Here is a 15133-nt window from a genome sequence, read left to right on the forward strand (position 1 = left end):
TACCCCGACTTCCCCGAGATCAACAAGGGTGTCGCTGCGGGCGGCAGACAGTGCCCCCGGGGGCGGCCGGGGCCCGCAGAGTCCAACCACGCCGGCGGACACGACCGGGGCGCCCCGCTCATCCGTCGCCGCCCTACCCGTCCGACCGGCGGGAACCCGGCAGCCGGCGAGAAGCAGTGAGCGGGGCACCTGCTCCTCCGCCGCCGCTCCTCCCCCATGGGCCGACAGGGGCCCGGCGGACGGCAAGCAGGCGTAAGCGGCTACCCGGCCGCTCCGTCGCCGCCCCACCGCCCCGGCCGTCCGCACGCCCGATCCCCGACAGTGCTCCGGACGACCCACCGGCCTTGCTCGTCGCCGCCCCGTCACCCGGACCACCAGGGCCCGGCCACCCGACAGGCAAGCCCGGGAAACCACACCGCTCGCCGTCGCCGCCGTCCACGCCCGACCGGCGGAGACCAGGCGGCCGGGAAGCGGCAACAAGCGGGGCACCTGCTCATCCGTCGCCGCCGAGCCCGACGACCATCCGCACGCCCGGAGGCCGACGACGCCGCTGTCAGGGCCATCGGGCTTCCTCGCCGCCGCCGTCTGACTGGCGCACCGGGGCGCCCTGCGCCTCATCCCTCGTGCGGCGGATGCCCCATCGCGTCTTCGAAGGTGGGGTGGTGGAGACCGACGGCGACGGTGTCCTCATCGATCTCGAACACGGCGGAGACGCCGTGGGGCATGTAGAGCATCTGGCCTGCGCTCGCTTTGAAGGAGCGGCCGTTGCTCCGAACGGTGAAGCTTCCGCTCGTGATCGCGGCGACCTCATCGTAGGGGAATTCCAGTTCGTACACCCCGCCCCGCCGGAAATCGGAGAAGGCCAGGCCGAACGGTGCGCCTTCCGCCTTGTCGGCGATGTAGCCGACCTTGGCGCCCTGTTCCCCGTCGACGGTGATCCAGTCCGGGATGTCGGAGATGTCGAACACCTGCATCACCGCGGGGTCGAAGAAGCCGCCCGCGCTCTGGGCGCGGCGCGCGGCGGCGACCGGCAGGGAAGGGTGTTCGCCGGCATCCGTCGCCGCCTTGTACTCCTGGAGGGACATTCCGTTCGCACGGGCGAACGTGGGGTGGTGCACGCAGATCATCTCCAGGTCCTCTCCGATCCGGAAGGTTCCGGGAACCCCCTTGGGCTGGGTCATGACCTGTCCGGCGCGTGCGGTGATCCGCCTGCCGAGGGTGTCGACGGTCAGGCTGCCCCGGGTGACGATGCACACCTCGTCGTAGGGCCAGGTGAAGTCGAACTCCACGCCGGACCGGAAGTGCACGAAGGCCATGCCCATGGCCGCCTTCTCGTGCTCGTCGGCGATGTAGCCGACGTGCGTGCCCTCGTCCTCGTCGGTCCAGCTCCACAGGCTCACATCGGCGGCCGAGTAGGCGGCGACGCTCTCAGGGTCGAACTTCACGGTGCTGCTCCGTTCCGTCTCGGGACGTTCGCTCACCACCGGTCACCGCGCCCGCGGTCTCCGGTGGCATCCCAAGCTAGAAGTTCGACTTAAGTCCAACTCAAGGTGAAGCGGAGTGTGACCCGGCCTACAAGGCCGCCCCGCCGGTCCGCTCGGCGCCCTTCGCCTGGACACCTCCCGGTTTCCGGCCGACCCCGGGTGCTGAACCCCGGAGCCTGGCCCCGTGCCCGCACCTCACCCCTCGCGGATGACGTCGCGCAGCCGGGTCGTGCGGGGGAGGGACGCCTTCTCCTTGACCGCCTCGGCCAGTTCCGGGCCGGCCGCGTGGACGATGGACACGTGGCGCTCGCCGCGGGTCAAGGCCGTGTACACCTGCGGGCGCGAGCCGCGGGTCTCGGGGCCGAAGACCGTGACCGCGGCCGGCCAGTGCGACCCGTGCGCCGCGGCCACCGTCACCGCCCACCCCGGGCGCAGGTGCGCCGGGTCCGCCGGGACGGGCGCGCACATGCCCGGCAGCTCCACGTGCGGGCGGTCGTCGCCCTCCGGGCCGGTGCGCAGGTACCCCACGTCGCCCGCGGAGTAGCCGGGGCCGCCCCCGGCCAGCAGCACCCGGTCGCCCGCGTCGAGCCCGCCGAGCGCGCCCGGGCCGGGGTTGAAGCGCTCCTTGCAGGCCCGGTTGAGCGCGTCCGCCCCCGCCTCGCCGCCGCGGGTCGCGGCGATGATCTGCACCTGCTCGGCGGGGATGCCCAGGGCGCGCGGGATCGAGTCGCCCACCAGCTGCACCGCCCGGTGCGCCGCCTCGGCGCCCGACGACGCGGGCACGGCGACGACCTCCTTGTCAGGCGCCTGCGCCGGGGCCAGCTCACCCTCGGCGACCGCCGCGGCCAGCGCGGCGATCGGCCCCGGGGGCTGCGCGTCGGGCAGGTCGGCGACGGCGGCCAGCCGCGACTCCGCGACGTCCCGCACCACCTGGCCGGGGCGGGCCGACGGCGCCTCGGCGGGGTCGGCCAGCAGTACCAGGTGGGTGCCGTCCTCGCACGCCTCGACCAGAGCGGCCGCGCGCTCGACGTCCAGCGCCATGGCGTCGGTGACCACGACGATCCCGGCGGGCACCGGCGAGCCGGCCTCCAGCAGGCGCCCCAGCGGGACCGCCCCGGCGGCGACGGTGGGGGAGGGCGCGGCCTCTCCGCTCCCGGTGCCCTCTCCGGCGCCGTCGGCCGCCGCCTCCGGCTCCGCAGCGTTCGCAGCGTTCGCACCGTCGTCCGACTCCGCGCCGGCGGCCCCCGCGCTCGGGGCGGCGGTGCGCAGGGCCCCGTCCAGCAGCGCGTTGAGCGCTGCCGCGGATTGCGCCGTGGGCGAGGCCACCGCCAGCCCGACCGCGCTGTCCTCGGCGGCCGCGGCCAGGCACGCCAGCGTGTGGCGCACCGCCGCGCCCGCGCCGGGCCCGTGCCGCAGCACCGCCACCCCGCGCATGAGGGCCGCGATCGCGGCGGCGGTCGTCTCGGGGGCGAACTCCTCGCCCAGCCGCTCGGCGGCGGCGTCGGCGGTCTCCGCGGCGGTCGCCGGGTCCATCACGGGCTCGCTGGTGCCGACCAGCCGGGCCAGCCCCTCGCCCAGGTCCTGTTCGGCCAGGCCCACCCGGGTGGGGGCGACGAAGCGGTCCGGGTCGGGCATCTCCGGCACGTCGCCGTCCTCGAACCCGTCGTCGGCGTCCTCGGGGAAGACCTCGAACACCATGGCCGACCCGTCCTCCTGGGCCGCTTCGACGGCGTGGCCGGGGTCGGCGATCCGCATGCCGCGCAGGGCCCGGCCCAGCTCGCGCTCCTCCACCGTGGTGGAGCCCTCCCGGGCGGCCGCCGCCAGCGCCCGCCCGACCAGGGCGCGCCCGCGGCGCGGGTCGTCGGGGGAGGCGGCGTCGCCCAGGGCGCGCCGGGCGCAGTAGTCGGCCTGGTCGGGGGTGACCGCGGGCAGCGCCAGCAGCCGCCAGGGGTCCTCGGCCAGCTCCTCGGCGGCGCCGGGGCCCAGAGCGGCGACGAGCGGCTCGGCCAGGGACTCTGGGGCGCCCATACCCGCCAGCACGGCGCGGGTGCGCTCGGGGGCGTCTGACATGCGGGAAGCGTCCTCTCCTCGGGGCGTGCGGCCGACGGAAGAGCAGCCTAGCGAGGAACGGCGACACAGGCGTCCCGGCCGCGTGACCGGTGGGCGGTGATCCGGGCGGCGATCCGGGCGGCGGCCGGGACGCCGAACCGCGCCGCCGAAGGGTGGTGCCGGACCACCGGCCACTCCGGCTCCTCCCTGAGCTCCTCCAGGGAACGCCCGGTCCAGGCACCGCAGTCGCACTCACCGAAAGGCTCGTCCACCACCGCCTCCAGGCCCAACGCGGCCGTCGGCGGCGCGACGGTCCGACGGCACCGCTCCAACGGACTCGTGAGGACCGCGGTCCCGCCCCGCGCGGGCAGGTCGGCGCCTCCGCTCGGCAGGGTGCGGCGCGCATGGCCGGGCCGTACTGCGGTCTCCCAAGCGGTCTCCCAAGCGGTCTCCCAAGCGCTCTCCCAGGCGCTCTCGATCCGACCCTGCCGACGTTCCCTTGGGAGGCCGCCGCCGACTACCGCCGCTTGGCCGAGGCGTCGTCGAGGGCCTCGCGGATCTCGTCGGGCAGGCGCACGTCCTCGGCGCCGAGGATCTCGTCGAGCTGGGCGGCGGTGCGCGGGCCGATGGCCACCGACGCCACGCCGGGGCGGTCGCGCACCCAGCTCAGCGCCACCGCCAGGGGCGACACCCCCAGCCCCTCGGCCGCCGTGCACACCGACTCCACCACCCGGCGGCTCGGCTCGCCCAGGTAGGGCTCCACGTACGGCGCCATCTGCGGCCGCGAGCCGCGCGACCCCTGCGGGACGCCCCTGCGGTACTTGCCGCTGAGCACGCCGCGGCCCAGCGACGCCCACGCGATCACCCCGGCGCCCAGCGCCGCGGCGGCCGGCAGCAGGTCGCGCTCGGGGTCCCGGCACAGCAGCGAGTACTCGGCCGCCGCCGTCACCACCGGGTTGCGCCCGGAGCCGCCCGAGCGCTGCCAGGCCGCCAGCGCCGCGAACTGCCAGGCCGTCATGTTGCCCACCCCCACATAGCGGGCCTTGCCCGAGGCCACCGCCGCGTCCAGGGCCGACAGCGTCTCCTCGAACGGCGTGGCGGGGTCGTGGGCGTGCAGCTGCCACAGGTCCACGTGGTCGGTCTGCAGGCGGCGCAGCGACGCGTCCAGCGACGCCAGCAGGTGGCGCCGGGAGGTGTCGACCGGCCGGTGGCCGTCGGTGGCGTGCCCCGTCTTGGTGGCGATGATCACATCGCTGCGCCGGACCACCCCGTTGAGCAGGCGGCCGAGGATGCGCTCCCCCTCGCCGCCGTTGTAGACGTCGGCGGTGTCGACCAGCGTTCCCCCGGCGTCGACGAAGGCGGTCAGCAGGTCCGAGGCCTCCGCCTGGTCGGTGTCGTTGCCCCAGGTCATGGTCCCCAGAGCGGTGCACGACACCCACAGCCCCGAGCCGCCCGCCTGTCGCTGTTCCATGGCGTGCGAGGTTACCCGGTCCCCGGGTGGGCGGCCGAGGCCCGCCCGGAGAAGCCCAGTTCGCAGGGGATGCGGCGGTCCGGCCGTTTGTCCGCGCAGGCCCGACCGGAACCGGGCGGGCGCGCACGGGCACCGCGCACACGTGCGGGAACCGGTAGTAGGCTTCCTCCGGTCGCCGCCGGATGCCGGTCGGGCCTTCACCCCCGCCCCCGCGGCGCCGAACCGTCCAGCCCTCCGCCGCGAGTCCCCCCGCCCGCGGCCGCTTGCCGAACCTGCAAACAGGAGCCGAGCCCGCCGTGTCCATCATCGAGGCCATCATCCTTGGACTCGTCCAAGGGCTGACCGAAATGCTGCCGATCTCGTCCAGCGGGCACGTACGCGTGATCTCCGCGTTCTTCGGCTGGCCCGACCCGGGGGCGGCGTTCACCGCGGTCACCCAGATCGGTACCGAACTGGCGGTGCTGGTCTATTTCCGCCGGCGCATCTGGTCGATCCTGTCCACGTGGACCCGCTCGCTGTTCGACCGCGAGCTGCGCCGCGACATCAACGCCCGGATGGGCTGGTACGTCATCGTCGGCACCATCCCCATCGGCGTGCTGGGGCTGCTGCTGGAGGAGCAGATCGACACGGTCTTCCGGGACCTGCGCCTGATCGCGCTGACCCTGATCGTGTTCGGCGTCGTCCTCGGCGCCACCGACCGCTACACCCGCAAGCACCGGGTGCTGGCCGACCTGACCATCACCCGCGGCGTCACCTACGGCCTGTTCCAGTGCCTGGCGCTCATCCCCGGTGTCTCCCGCTCCGGCGGCACCATCACCGGCGGCATGCTGATGGGCTTCAAGCGCAAGGACGCGGCCGAGTTCTCCTTCCTGCTGGCGATGCCCGCGGTTTTCGCCTCCGGGCTGTACAAGCTGACCGACATCGGCGGCGACATGTACGCCGGGTGGACGGCCACCATCGTCGCCACCCTTGTGGCGGGGATCGTCGGCTACGTCTGCGTGGCCTGGCTGATGAAGTTCATCTCCACCCACAGCTTCATGCCGTTCGTCTACTACCGCATCGGCCTGGGGATCCTGGTGCTGACCCTGGTCAGCTTCGGCGTGCTCGACCCCAAGGGCGGCGCCGAGGAGCAGCCCGACAAGGGCGAGGTCGTCGCCGAGGCCTCCCCGGAGCCCAGCGACGAGCCCTCTGAGGAGCCCACCCCCTCCGAGGAGCCCTCGCCCTCGCCGAGCGTCGACCCGGTCACCGGCTGGCCGATCGACCCCGAGGTGGGCCTGCCGGTCAACCCCGAGTCGGGGCTGCACCACGACCCCGAGCTGGGCATGGACGTGGTGATCGACGACGAGAGCGGGCTGCCGATCAACCCGCTGACCGACCAGACCTACGACCCGCACGCCGACGACGCCCAGGACGGCACCGCCGGCACCCCCGGAACCGCCGGCGGCGACGGCCAGACGGGCCAGGGCGGCACCGGGCAGACCCAGGAGGGCGTGCCCGCCGGCTGACCCCGCGGCTCCGAGGCGAGCGTTCCGGCGCCGGGCCCGCCCTCCGGGGTGGGCCCGGCGCCGTGGTCTAGGGTGGACGGCCATGGGCATCCCAGCGAACGCCTCCGCCACCCTGATCCTCCTGCGGCACGGCCTGACCGCCGTCACCGGGAGCGTCCTGGCCGGCCGCAGCCCCGGCATCGACCTCGACGAGCGCGGACGGCGCCAGGCCGAGGAGACCGCCCGCCGGCTGAGCGGGCTGCACCTGGACGCGATCGTCACCAGTCCGCTGGAGCGGTGCCGTCAGACCGCCGCGCCGCTGGCCGCCGCGCTGGGGCTGGAGCCCGTCGTGGACGAGCGCTTCAGCGAGTGCGACTACGGCACCTGGACCGGGCGCACCCTTGAGGAGCTCAAGGACGAGCCGGAATGGCCGGTGGTCCAGCAGCAGCCTTCGGCGGCCCATTTCCCCGGCGGGGAGTCCCTGGCCCAGGTCAGCGCCCGGGTCGTGGGCGCGGTCCGGGACTGGAACGCGCGCCTGGCGGCCGCCTCGGACACCGGGCACCCCCGCTACCTGGTGTGCGCCCACGGCGACGTGATCAAGGCGGCCGCCGCCGACGCCCTGGGCATGCACCTGGACCTGTTCCAGCGCATCCAGGTCGACCCGTGCTCGGTGACCGCCCTGCGCTACACACGGACGCGGCCGTTCCTGCTGCGCCTCAACGACGTCGGCGCGACCGCCGAGGGGCTGGCGCCGCCCCCGGAGGAGGGGGCCCAGCAGAGCGCCGGGGACGCCGTCGTCGGAGGCGGCGCGGGCGGCGGCCGCCGGTGACGGGGGCGGTCGCGATCGCTCCGCAGCCCGCGATCCTCTAGGGTTCTTGGCATGTCGCTGTACTTGTACGACCCGCCGAACCGCTTCGTGGCCGGGACCGTCGGCCAGCCGGGGGAGCGGACCTTCTTCCTCCAGGCGAGCGGAGACGGCCGCATCACGTCCGTCGTCCTGGAGAAGGCCCAGGTGTCCGCGCTCGCCGAGCGGGTGGAGGAGCTGCTGGAAGAGGTCCGGGTCCGCTTCGGCGACCCGCTGCCCGAGGCCTCGGAGATCTCGGAGAACGGGGCCGAGGTCGACGACGGCCCGCTCGAGCAGCCGATCGACGAGGACTTCCGGGTGGGCACCCTGGCCCTGGCCTGGGACGCCGAGGCCTCGCGCGTGATCATCGAGGCCCAGGAGGCGGTGCAGGACGCCGAGGGCGAGGAGGAGTCCGGGGAGCAGGCCGAGGTGGAGGTCTTCAGCGAGACCGCGCCCGCCGACCGCGACGTGCTGCGGGTGCACCTGACGCCGACGGCCGCCCGCGCGTTCGCCGGCCGCGCGATGCGGGTGGTCGCCGCGGGCCGGCCCAACTGCCCGCTGTGCGGGCGCCCGCTGGACCCCGCGGGGCACATCTGCCCCCGGCAGAACGGCTACCGGCCCGCCGGCGCGTGACCGAGGGGCAGGGCGGGACGGCGGTGCCCGCCGGGGGAGAGGCGGCCGTGGAGCTGCTGCGCACCGGAACCCTGGAGGTCGTGGGCAGGCTCACCGCCGCCTCCAACGCCACGTTCTACGCCGCCGTCTCCTCGCCGCAGGGGGAGGCGGCCTGCGTGTACAAGCCGGTCGCCGGGGAGCGGCCGCTGTGGGACTTCCCCGAGGGGACCCTGGCCGGGCGCGAGGTCGCGGCGTTCGCCGTCTCCGAGGCGCTCGGGTGGGGCGTGGTCCCGCCGACCGTGCACCGCGACGGGCCCTTCGGCGAGGGCATGGTGCAGCTGTGGGTGGACGCCGACCCGGAGGTGGACCTGGTCGGTCTGGCGCAGGACGCGCACAGCGCGCCGCTGCGGCGGATGGCGGTCTTCGACGCGGTCATCAACAACTCCGACCGCAAGATCGGGCACCTGCTTCCGCTGCCCGGCGGCCACCTGCACGGGTGCGACCACGGAGTGGCCTTCGCCGAGGAGTACAAGCTCCGCACGGTGCTCTGGCAGTGGCAGGGCGAGCCCCTGACCGGGGAGGCCCTGGCGGGCCTGGAGGCGCTCGCGGAGGGCCTGGGGAACAAGGAGGGGCACCTGGCCGGGGAGCTGTCCCGCCACCTGACCGGCCCGGAGCGCTACGCCCTGCGCCGCAGGGTGGAACTCCTCCTGCAGCACAAGGTGCACCCCTACCCGTCCCCGGCCTGGCCGGCCGTCCCCTGGCCGCCGGTCTGAGCCCCCGCCGACCGGCGATCCCGCGTCGATCGGCGGGCCGCCCGGGGAGAGGGGGCGGCGACGGCGGAGCGGGGCCCCGCTCCGGGCACCGAGCGGCCTGCAACGGGGGTGGTGCGCCATCGATCGTGGTGAAAAGGTCACTGAATCGCGCAATGAGTGGCGAATCCACCACTATCGATCGAGTTGTGCCGTCCCCGGCTCGGGGGTGAGCGCGGCCCCTACCCCTCGGCGCCGCTCGCGGACGGGACGCGTTCCGCCGCCTCCCGGCGGGACTCCTCGCGGGCGATGAGGCGGTCGTCGACCAGCCGGACCGCGGTGATCAGGGCCATCGCCGCCGCCGCGACGCCCAGGGCCACCCCGATCTTGCCCGGGGCGCTCACGTCCAGGGCGAAGAACGCCTGCCCGACCGGGGTGAGCAGCGCCGTCAGCAGCAGCCCCACCATCGCGCCGACCAGCACCGTCTTCCACCACACGTACGGCTTGGCCACCAGCAGCAGCACCCACAGCGTGGTCGCGCACAGCGTGATCACCACCGCCGTCCGGTCCGCCGGGTCCGGCACCACCCGCCCGTCGAGCACCATCAGGTACGTCGTCACCGCGGCCGCCCCCGCGATCAGCCCCGACGGCACCGCCAGGCGCAGCGTCCGCCGCACGAACCCCGGCCGCGCCCGCTCGGTGTTGGGCGCCAGCGCTAGGAAGAACGAGGGGATGCCGAACGTCACCGCATTGATGAGGGTGGCGTGCCGCGGGAAGAAGGGGTAGGCCACCGCCAGCACGCTGACCACCGTGGCCATCGTCATCGAGTACACGGTCTTGGTCAGGAACAGGTTGGCCACCCGCTCGATGTTGCCGATCACCCGCCGCCCCTCGGCGACCACCGCCGGAAGCGCCGAGAACCGGTTGCCCAGCAGCACGATCTGCGCCACCGCCCGCGAGGCCGGGCTGCCCGACCCCATGGCCACGCCGATGTCGGCCTCCTTCAGGGCCAGCACGTCGTTGACGCCGTCGCCGGTCATCGCCACCGTGCGCCCGCGCGAGCGCAGCCCCCGCACCAGGTCCCGCTTCTGCTCGGGGGTGACCCGGCCGAACACCGTGGCCCGGTCCGCCTCGTCGGCGAAGGCCTCCTGCGCGGTCGGCAGCTCCCGCGCGTCGCGCGGCTCGCGGGCGCCCGGCAGCTCCACCGCGCGCGCCACCGCGCCCACCGACACCGCGTTGTCCCCCGAGACGATCTTGACCTGCACGCCCTGGCCGGCGAAGTAGTCCAGGGCGTCCTTGGCGTCGCCGCGCAGCCGCTGGTCGAGCACGACCAGCGCGGCCGGCCGCACCGGTCCGGGCGCCTCCGGCCCGTCCACGCGCTCACCGGCCCGCCCCAGCAGCAGCACCCGCACCCCTTCGGCGCCGATGCGCTCGGCCTCGGCGGCCTCGGGCCCCGACGGGGGCGCCAGCACGTCCGGGGCGCCCAGCACCCAGTGCTGCTCGCCCTCGGGGGTGGCGAAGGAGGCGCCGCTCCACTTGCGCGCCGAGGAGAACGGCGCGCGCGCCACCACCGACCAGTCGTCCGGCGGCGCCCCCAGGGCCTCGGCGATCGCGGCGACGCTGGGGTTGGGGCGCGGGTCGGCCGCGGCCAGCGCGGCCAGCGCCGTCCGGGCCGGGTCCGCGCCGCCGCCCATCTCGCGCACCTCGGCCAGGCGCATGCCGTTCTCGGTCAGGGTGCCGGTCTTGTCCGTGCACACCACGTCCACCCGGGCCAGCCCTTCGATCGCGGGCAGCTCCTGGACCAGGCACTTCTGCTGCCCCAGGCGGATGACGCCGACCGCGAAGGCGATGCTGACCAGCAGCACCAGGCCCTCGGGGATCATCGAGACCAGGGCGGCCACCGTGCCGCGCAGCGCGTCGGCCACCGGGCCGGTGATCTGGCCCCCGTCGACCGACTCCTCGATGCCGATCTGCCCGTTCAGGGCGAGCTGGCTGAAGATCAGCAGCCCGCCGATGGGGAACAGCGCCCAGGTGATGAAGGTCAGGATGCGGTTGATGCCCGAGCGCAGCTCGGAGTGGACCAGGCTGAACCGGCTGGCCTCCTCGGCCAGCCGGGCGGCGTAGGCGTGCCGCCCCACCTTGGCCGCCCGGTAGCGGCCGGTCCCGGCGACGATGAAGCTGCCCGACATCACCGCGTCCCCGGGGCGCTTGAGCACGGGGTCGGCCTCGCCGGTCAGCAGCGACTCGTCGACCTCCAGGCCCTCGGCGGCGACCACGGTGCCGTCCACCACCACCTGGTCGCCCTGGGCGCACTCGACCACGTCGTCCAGCACGATCTCCTGGGCGGTGACCGGGGTGGCGGCGCCGTCGCGCACCACCCGCGGGTGGGCGGCGTTGACGATCGCCAGCTTGTCCAGGGTGCGCTTGGCGCGCAGCTCCTGGGCGATGCCGATGAGCGTGTTGACCACGATCACCAGGGCGAACAGGCCGTCCTGGACCGGGCCGATCACCGCGATGACCGCGAACAGCACCGCGATCATGGCGTTGATCCGGGTCAGCACGTTCCCGCGGACGATCGCGCCGATGCTGCGGCTGGCCCGCACCGGGACGTCGTTGGTGCGCCCGTCGGCCACCCGTTCGGCGACCTGGGCCGCGGTCAGCCCGTGGTCGTGGTCGAGCACGGAAACGGCCGGGTCCTGCTGGTCGCCTCGGGCGGGCATGCACGCTCCAGATCGTCGGTCGCGAGGCGGCCGGGGGCGGCCGGCACGCGGAAGGGCCACCGGAAGATCGGGTGCGGGGAGCGACGCGGGTGACCTCCCCCACCGGTGCAGAGCTTAGGGGACGCCGGAGGCCGGCGCGGTCGGGCACGCCCGCCGGCCGGGGGAGTGCCCCCACCCCGGCGGGGGGGTGGGGGCGGCACGCGCGCCATAGTGGGGCCGGCGCCGCCGCCTGGGAGATGGTCGACGAGGTCCGCTGAGGGGATCCGGGCTGTCAACCGCGAAAGAGCGCTCGACGTCTGAAAGGGGGCAGGGGGACGCAGAGGAGCCCCCGGAGCGAGAAGCGGGAGCGGAATGGCCGTATGAACCGCCTGAGCAACCGGCCCGCGCTGCGCGGGCGGCGCGGACGCGCGCGTCCGCCCCTCGCCGGGGCGCCGGCCTCCCTCGCCGAACTGGCCTGCTACTGGCTGCTGTACGTGGTGGCGCTGTCCGCGGCCCTGCTGCACTGGAACGTCGGCAACACCGGGCTGGCGCTGCTGTGCGTGCTGGCGGCGGCCGCCGCCGTCCGCGCGATCGTGCGCACCTCGCCCGGCGACCCGCGGGCGGACGGCGGGCCCGAACAACGCTCGGTCTGAGTTATTCCCGCTCCGAGTCGGCGAATGATCTCGTCCGGCGCGCCCTGGGGGCGGGAGGTTTCGCCTCACATGGCCGGATAATCTCGGTGTCATGCGTTCTTGGTCTGCGCCCGACATCGTCCGCCTGCCAGGGAGCGGCGGACCGCTCCGCATCCACGACACCGTCACCGGGGCCCAGCGCACCACAACCCCCGGGGCGACCGCCCGCATGTACGTCTGCGGGATCACGCCCTACGACGCCGCCCACATCGGTCATGCCTTCACCTACCTGACCTTCGACCTGGTCAACCGGGTGTGGCGGGACGCCGGCCACGCCGTGGACTACGTGCAGAACACCACGGACGTGGACGACCCGCTCCTGGAGCGGGCGCAGGCCACCGGCGAGGCGTGGCGCGACCTGGCGGCCCGCGAGATCCAGGTCTTCCGCGAGGACATGGAGGCGCTGCGCGTCCTGCCCCCGCGCGCCTACGTGGGCGTCGTGGAGTCGATCGGCCTCATCGCCGATTTCGTGGCCAAGGTGCGCGAGAGCGGCGCCGCCTATGAGCTGGAGGGCGACGTCTACTTCTCGGTGGAGGCCGCGGAGCACTTCGGCGAGGTCGGCGGGATGAGCCGGGAGGAGATGCTGCGCCTGTTCGGCGAGCGCGGCGGAGACCCGGACCGGCCCGGCAAGAAGGACCCCCTGGACTGGCTGCTGTGGCGCGCCGAGCGCCCGGGCGAGCCCGCCTGGGAGAGCCCCTTGGGCCGGGGGAGGCCCGGCTGGCACGTGGAGTGCAGCGCGATCTCGCTCAACGAGCTGGGCATGGGCTTCGACCTGAACGGCGGCGGGAGCGACCTGGTGTTCCCGCACCACGAGATGGGGGCGGCCGAGGCCTGTAAGGCGACCGGCTCCCACCCGCACGCGCAGAACTACATGCACGTGGGCATGGTCGGGCTGGACGGCCAGAAGATGTCCAAGTCCCTGGGCAACCTCGAGTTCGTCTCCCGGCTCCGCGAGGAGGGCGCCGACCCGATGGCGGTCCGCCTGGCGATGCTGCCGCACCACTACCGGGCCGACTGGGACTGGACGTCCCAGGGCCTGGAGGAGGCCCGCGGGCGCCTGGAGCGCTGGCGCGCCGCGGTCGGCCGCGAAGCGGGCCCGGACGCCGCCCCGGTGCTGGCGGAGGTCCGCAGGGCCCTCGCGGACGACCTGGACACCCCGGCCGCGCTGGCCGCCGTCGACGCCTGGGCCGAGCGGGCCGAGGCGGGCGCCGGCGACGACCCGGCGGCTCCGGCCCTGGTCCGCGACACCGTCGACACCCTTCTGGGCGTGCGGCTGTAAGAGCCGGGGAAGGGGCGAGGGGCGGAACGGCGGCCCCGTTCCAGGCCAAGGCACAGAGCAAGGCACAGAACCTCTGAGCGCCCCGATGCCGGGGCGCTCAGAGGTTTCCGGTGCTGCACGCCCAGAACTGCGTGGTCCGTGTCCATAGGGAACGCACCGGAAGGAACCGGAAATGTTCCCTATGGCGCACGAACGGCCGAATGTGGTCGGGAACCTGCGGAACGCCACCGTGCGGTGGCCTTCCGTGGTGGGATGGCACCATGACGACCACGACCCGACCGACCTCCGCCGCCCAGCTGGTGGCGGCCTTCGCCGGCCCCCGCGGCGATCTGGCCGACCGTGCCGACCTGGCCCGCTTCCTGCGCGAGCACGGCCTGGTGAACGCCGGGGCCATCCCCATCACCCTGGCCGACCTGGACGAGGCCCTCTCCCTCCGCGACGGGATCCGGGCCCTGCTCTTCCAGGCCGCGGGCCGGGCCACCGACGAGGACGCGCTGGCGCGCGGACAGCGCGTGCTGGACGGCCTGCGCGTCACCGTGCGCCTCGACCCGCAGGAGGAGCAGGGCGTGCTCGCCCCGGCCGTGGTCGACGAGGTGCGCCGCGGCCTGGCCCGCATCGCGGGCGCCTGGGCGTCCGTCGCACTCACCGGGGAGTGGCGGAACATCGGGCTCTGAGGGGCCGCCCGGGAGGGGGCCACAGGACGCTCAGCCGTGGTCGCGGCGGCGCAGGTAGCGCTGGAACTCGCGGGCGATGGCCTCGCCGCTGGCCTCGGGCAGCTCGGCGGCGTCCTTGGCCTCCTCCAGGCTGCGCACGTACCCGGCGATGTCCTCGTCCTCCGAGGCCAGTTCGTCCACGCCGGTCTCCCAGGCGCGGGCGTCCTCGGGCAGCTCGCCCATGGGCACCGGGCGGTCGAGCACGTCCTCGACCCGGCGCAGCAGCGCCAGCGCCGCCTTCGGGCTGGGCGGCTGGGCCACGTAGTGCGGGACCGCCGCCCACAGCGACACCGTCTCGATGCCGGCCTCGGCGAACACGTCGTGCAGCACCCCCACGATGCCGGTGGGCCCCTCGTACTCGGTGGGCTCCAGGGCCAGGTCGGTGCCGAGCTCGGGCGGGGAGGCGACCCCGGTCACCGGGACGGGGCGGGTGTGCGGGGAGTCGGCCAGCAGCGCGCCCAGCATGACGGCGCGGCGCACCCCCAGCTCGCGGGCGACCGCCAGCAGGTCGGCGCTGAACCCGCGCCAGCGCATGTTCGGCTCCGAGCCGCTGACCAGGACCACGTCCACGCCGCCGGCGCGGGCCAGGCGCACCCGGGTGGCGGGCCACTCCACGCCCGCGTGCCTGCCCCGGGAGACGGTGATCCGGGGCCGGGAGACCTGGAAGTCGTAGTAGTCGTCGGCGTCCAGCACGGTCAGCTCCTGGGCCTCCCAGGCGGACGCCAGCTGGTCCAGGGCCGCGCTGGCGGCCTCGCCGGCGTCGTTCCACCCTTCGAAGGCGGCCACCAGTACGGGCTCGACGAGTTCGGGAACGCCGTCGCCGAGCTCAGGCACAGGCCGCCTCCTCACCGGGACCCGCCGTCGGGCGGGCCCATCGCTCTGCTGCTCGCGTGGACACGCACAACCCTACGGGGTTCCGGCCGCGCGGGGGAACGCCGTACGGTATCGTTCCGTAGCGCGAAACGCGTAGCGTGGACACCTTCATTCCGGACGACGCTGTCCCGACCGTCTGACCTGCATTTTCGTGAACAGGTGACCGTCGGCTGCCCCCGTATGC

Annotated in this window: 13 protein-coding genes; 7 read left to right on the forward strand and 6 right to left on the reverse strand. The window is 74.8% G+C overall.

Features of this window, described 5'->3' with window-relative positions:
- Positions 1-614: 614 nt before the first annotated feature.
- From C892_RS0100005 to C892_RS0100020, 4 genes are all read right to left on the reverse strand, one after another.
- Positions 615-1481: a EutQ-related cupin domain-containing protein gene (locus C892_RS0100005; protein WP_239647204.1), complete on the reverse strand. Its 867-nt coding sequence runs from the start codon at positions 1479-1481 to the stop codon at positions 615-617.
- A 198-nt stretch (positions 1482-1679) separates the two neighbouring features.
- Entirely contained in the window at positions 1680-3554 is a 1875-nt protein-coding gene (locus tag C892_RS0100010) for a helix-hairpin-helix domain-containing protein (protein WP_017555477.1), read from the reverse strand.
- Positions 3555-3601: 47 nt separating this feature from the next.
- Complete coding sequence (locus C892_RS32495; RefSeq protein WP_275041803.1) at positions 3602-4012, reverse strand: histidine phosphatase family protein; 411 nt, start codon at positions 4010-4012, stop codon at positions 3602-3604.
- A 38-nt stretch (positions 4013-4050) separates the two neighbouring features.
- The gene (locus C892_RS0100020; RefSeq protein ID WP_017555479.1) at positions 4051-5004 is read right to left on the reverse strand and encodes an aldo/keto reductase; all 954 of its coding nucleotides are present in this window, start codon (positions 5002-5004) and stop codon (positions 4051-4053) included.
- A 296-nt stretch (positions 5005-5300) separates the two neighbouring features.
- Between C892_RS0100020 and C892_RS0100025 the strand changes: the two genes are divergently transcribed.
- From C892_RS0100025 to C892_RS0100040, 4 genes are all read left to right on the forward strand, one after another.
- Entirely contained in the window at positions 5301-6509 is a 1209-nt protein-coding gene (locus tag C892_RS0100025) for an undecaprenyl-diphosphate phosphatase (RefSeq protein WP_017555480.1), read from the forward strand.
- A gap of 82 nt (positions 6510-6591) precedes the next feature.
- Entirely contained in the window at positions 6592-7317 is a 726-nt protein-coding gene (locus tag C892_RS0100030; protein ID WP_017555481.1) for an Rv2135c family putative phosphatase, read from the forward strand.
- A gap of 51 nt (positions 7318-7368) precedes the next feature.
- Positions 7369-7965: an Rv2134c family protein gene (locus C892_RS0100035; RefSeq protein ID WP_017555482.1), complete on the forward strand. Its 597-nt coding sequence runs from the start codon at positions 7369-7371 to the stop codon at positions 7963-7965.
- Entirely contained in the window at positions 7962-8717 is a 756-nt protein-coding gene (locus C892_RS0100040; protein ID WP_017537244.1) for an Rv2133c family protein, read from the forward strand. Before C892_RS0100035 ends, C892_RS0100040 begins: the two co-directional genes overlap by 4 nt.
- Before the next feature lie 218 nt (positions 8718-8935).
- Here C892_RS0100040 and C892_RS0100045 read toward each other — a convergent pair whose 3' ends face one another.
- Positions 8936-11413: an HAD-IC family P-type ATPase gene (locus C892_RS0100045; RefSeq protein WP_017555483.1), complete on the reverse strand. Its 2478-nt coding sequence runs from the start codon at positions 11411-11413 to the stop codon at positions 8936-8938.
- 359 nt (positions 11414-11772) lie between these two features.
- Here C892_RS0100045 and C892_RS0100050 point away from each other — a divergent pair, with 359 nt between their 5' ends.
- The 3 genes from C892_RS0100050 to C892_RS0100060 all read left to right on the forward strand — a co-directional run bounded on the left by C892_RS0100050 (position 11773) and on the right by C892_RS0100060 (position 14037).
- The gene (locus tag C892_RS0100050) at positions 11773-12045 is read left to right on the forward strand and encodes a hypothetical protein (protein WP_017537246.1); all 273 of its coding nucleotides are present in this window, start codon (positions 11773-11775) and stop codon (positions 12043-12045) included.
- Between the two features lie 91 nt (positions 12046-12136).
- Positions 12137-13363, forward strand: a complete 1227-nt coding sequence (gene mshC, locus C892_RS0100055; RefSeq protein ID WP_083934291.1) for a cysteine--1-D-myo-inosityl 2-amino-2-deoxy-alpha-D-glucopyranoside ligase — start codon at positions 12137-12139, stop codon at positions 13361-13363.
- A gap of 260 nt (positions 13364-13623) precedes the next feature.
- The gene (locus tag C892_RS0100060) at positions 13624-14037 is read left to right on the forward strand and encodes an ABATE domain-containing protein (protein ID WP_017537248.1); all 414 of its coding nucleotides are present in this window, start codon (positions 13624-13626) and stop codon (positions 14035-14037) included.
- Between the two features lie 30 nt (positions 14038-14067).
- Here C892_RS0100060 and C892_RS0100065 read toward each other — a convergent pair whose 3' ends face one another.
- Positions 14068-14910 (reverse strand): PAC2 family protein, encoded by an 843-nt coding sequence (locus C892_RS0100065; RefSeq protein ID WP_017555485.1) that lies wholly within the window; start codon positions 14908-14910, stop codon positions 14068-14070.
- Positions 14911-15133 lie beyond the last annotated feature (223 nt).

Source organism: Nocardiopsis baichengensis YIM 90130, assembly GCF_000341205.1.
In the GTDB taxonomy this organism is placed as follows: domain Bacteria; phylum Actinomycetota; class Actinomycetes; order Streptosporangiales; family Streptosporangiaceae; genus Nocardiopsis_A; species Nocardiopsis_A halophila.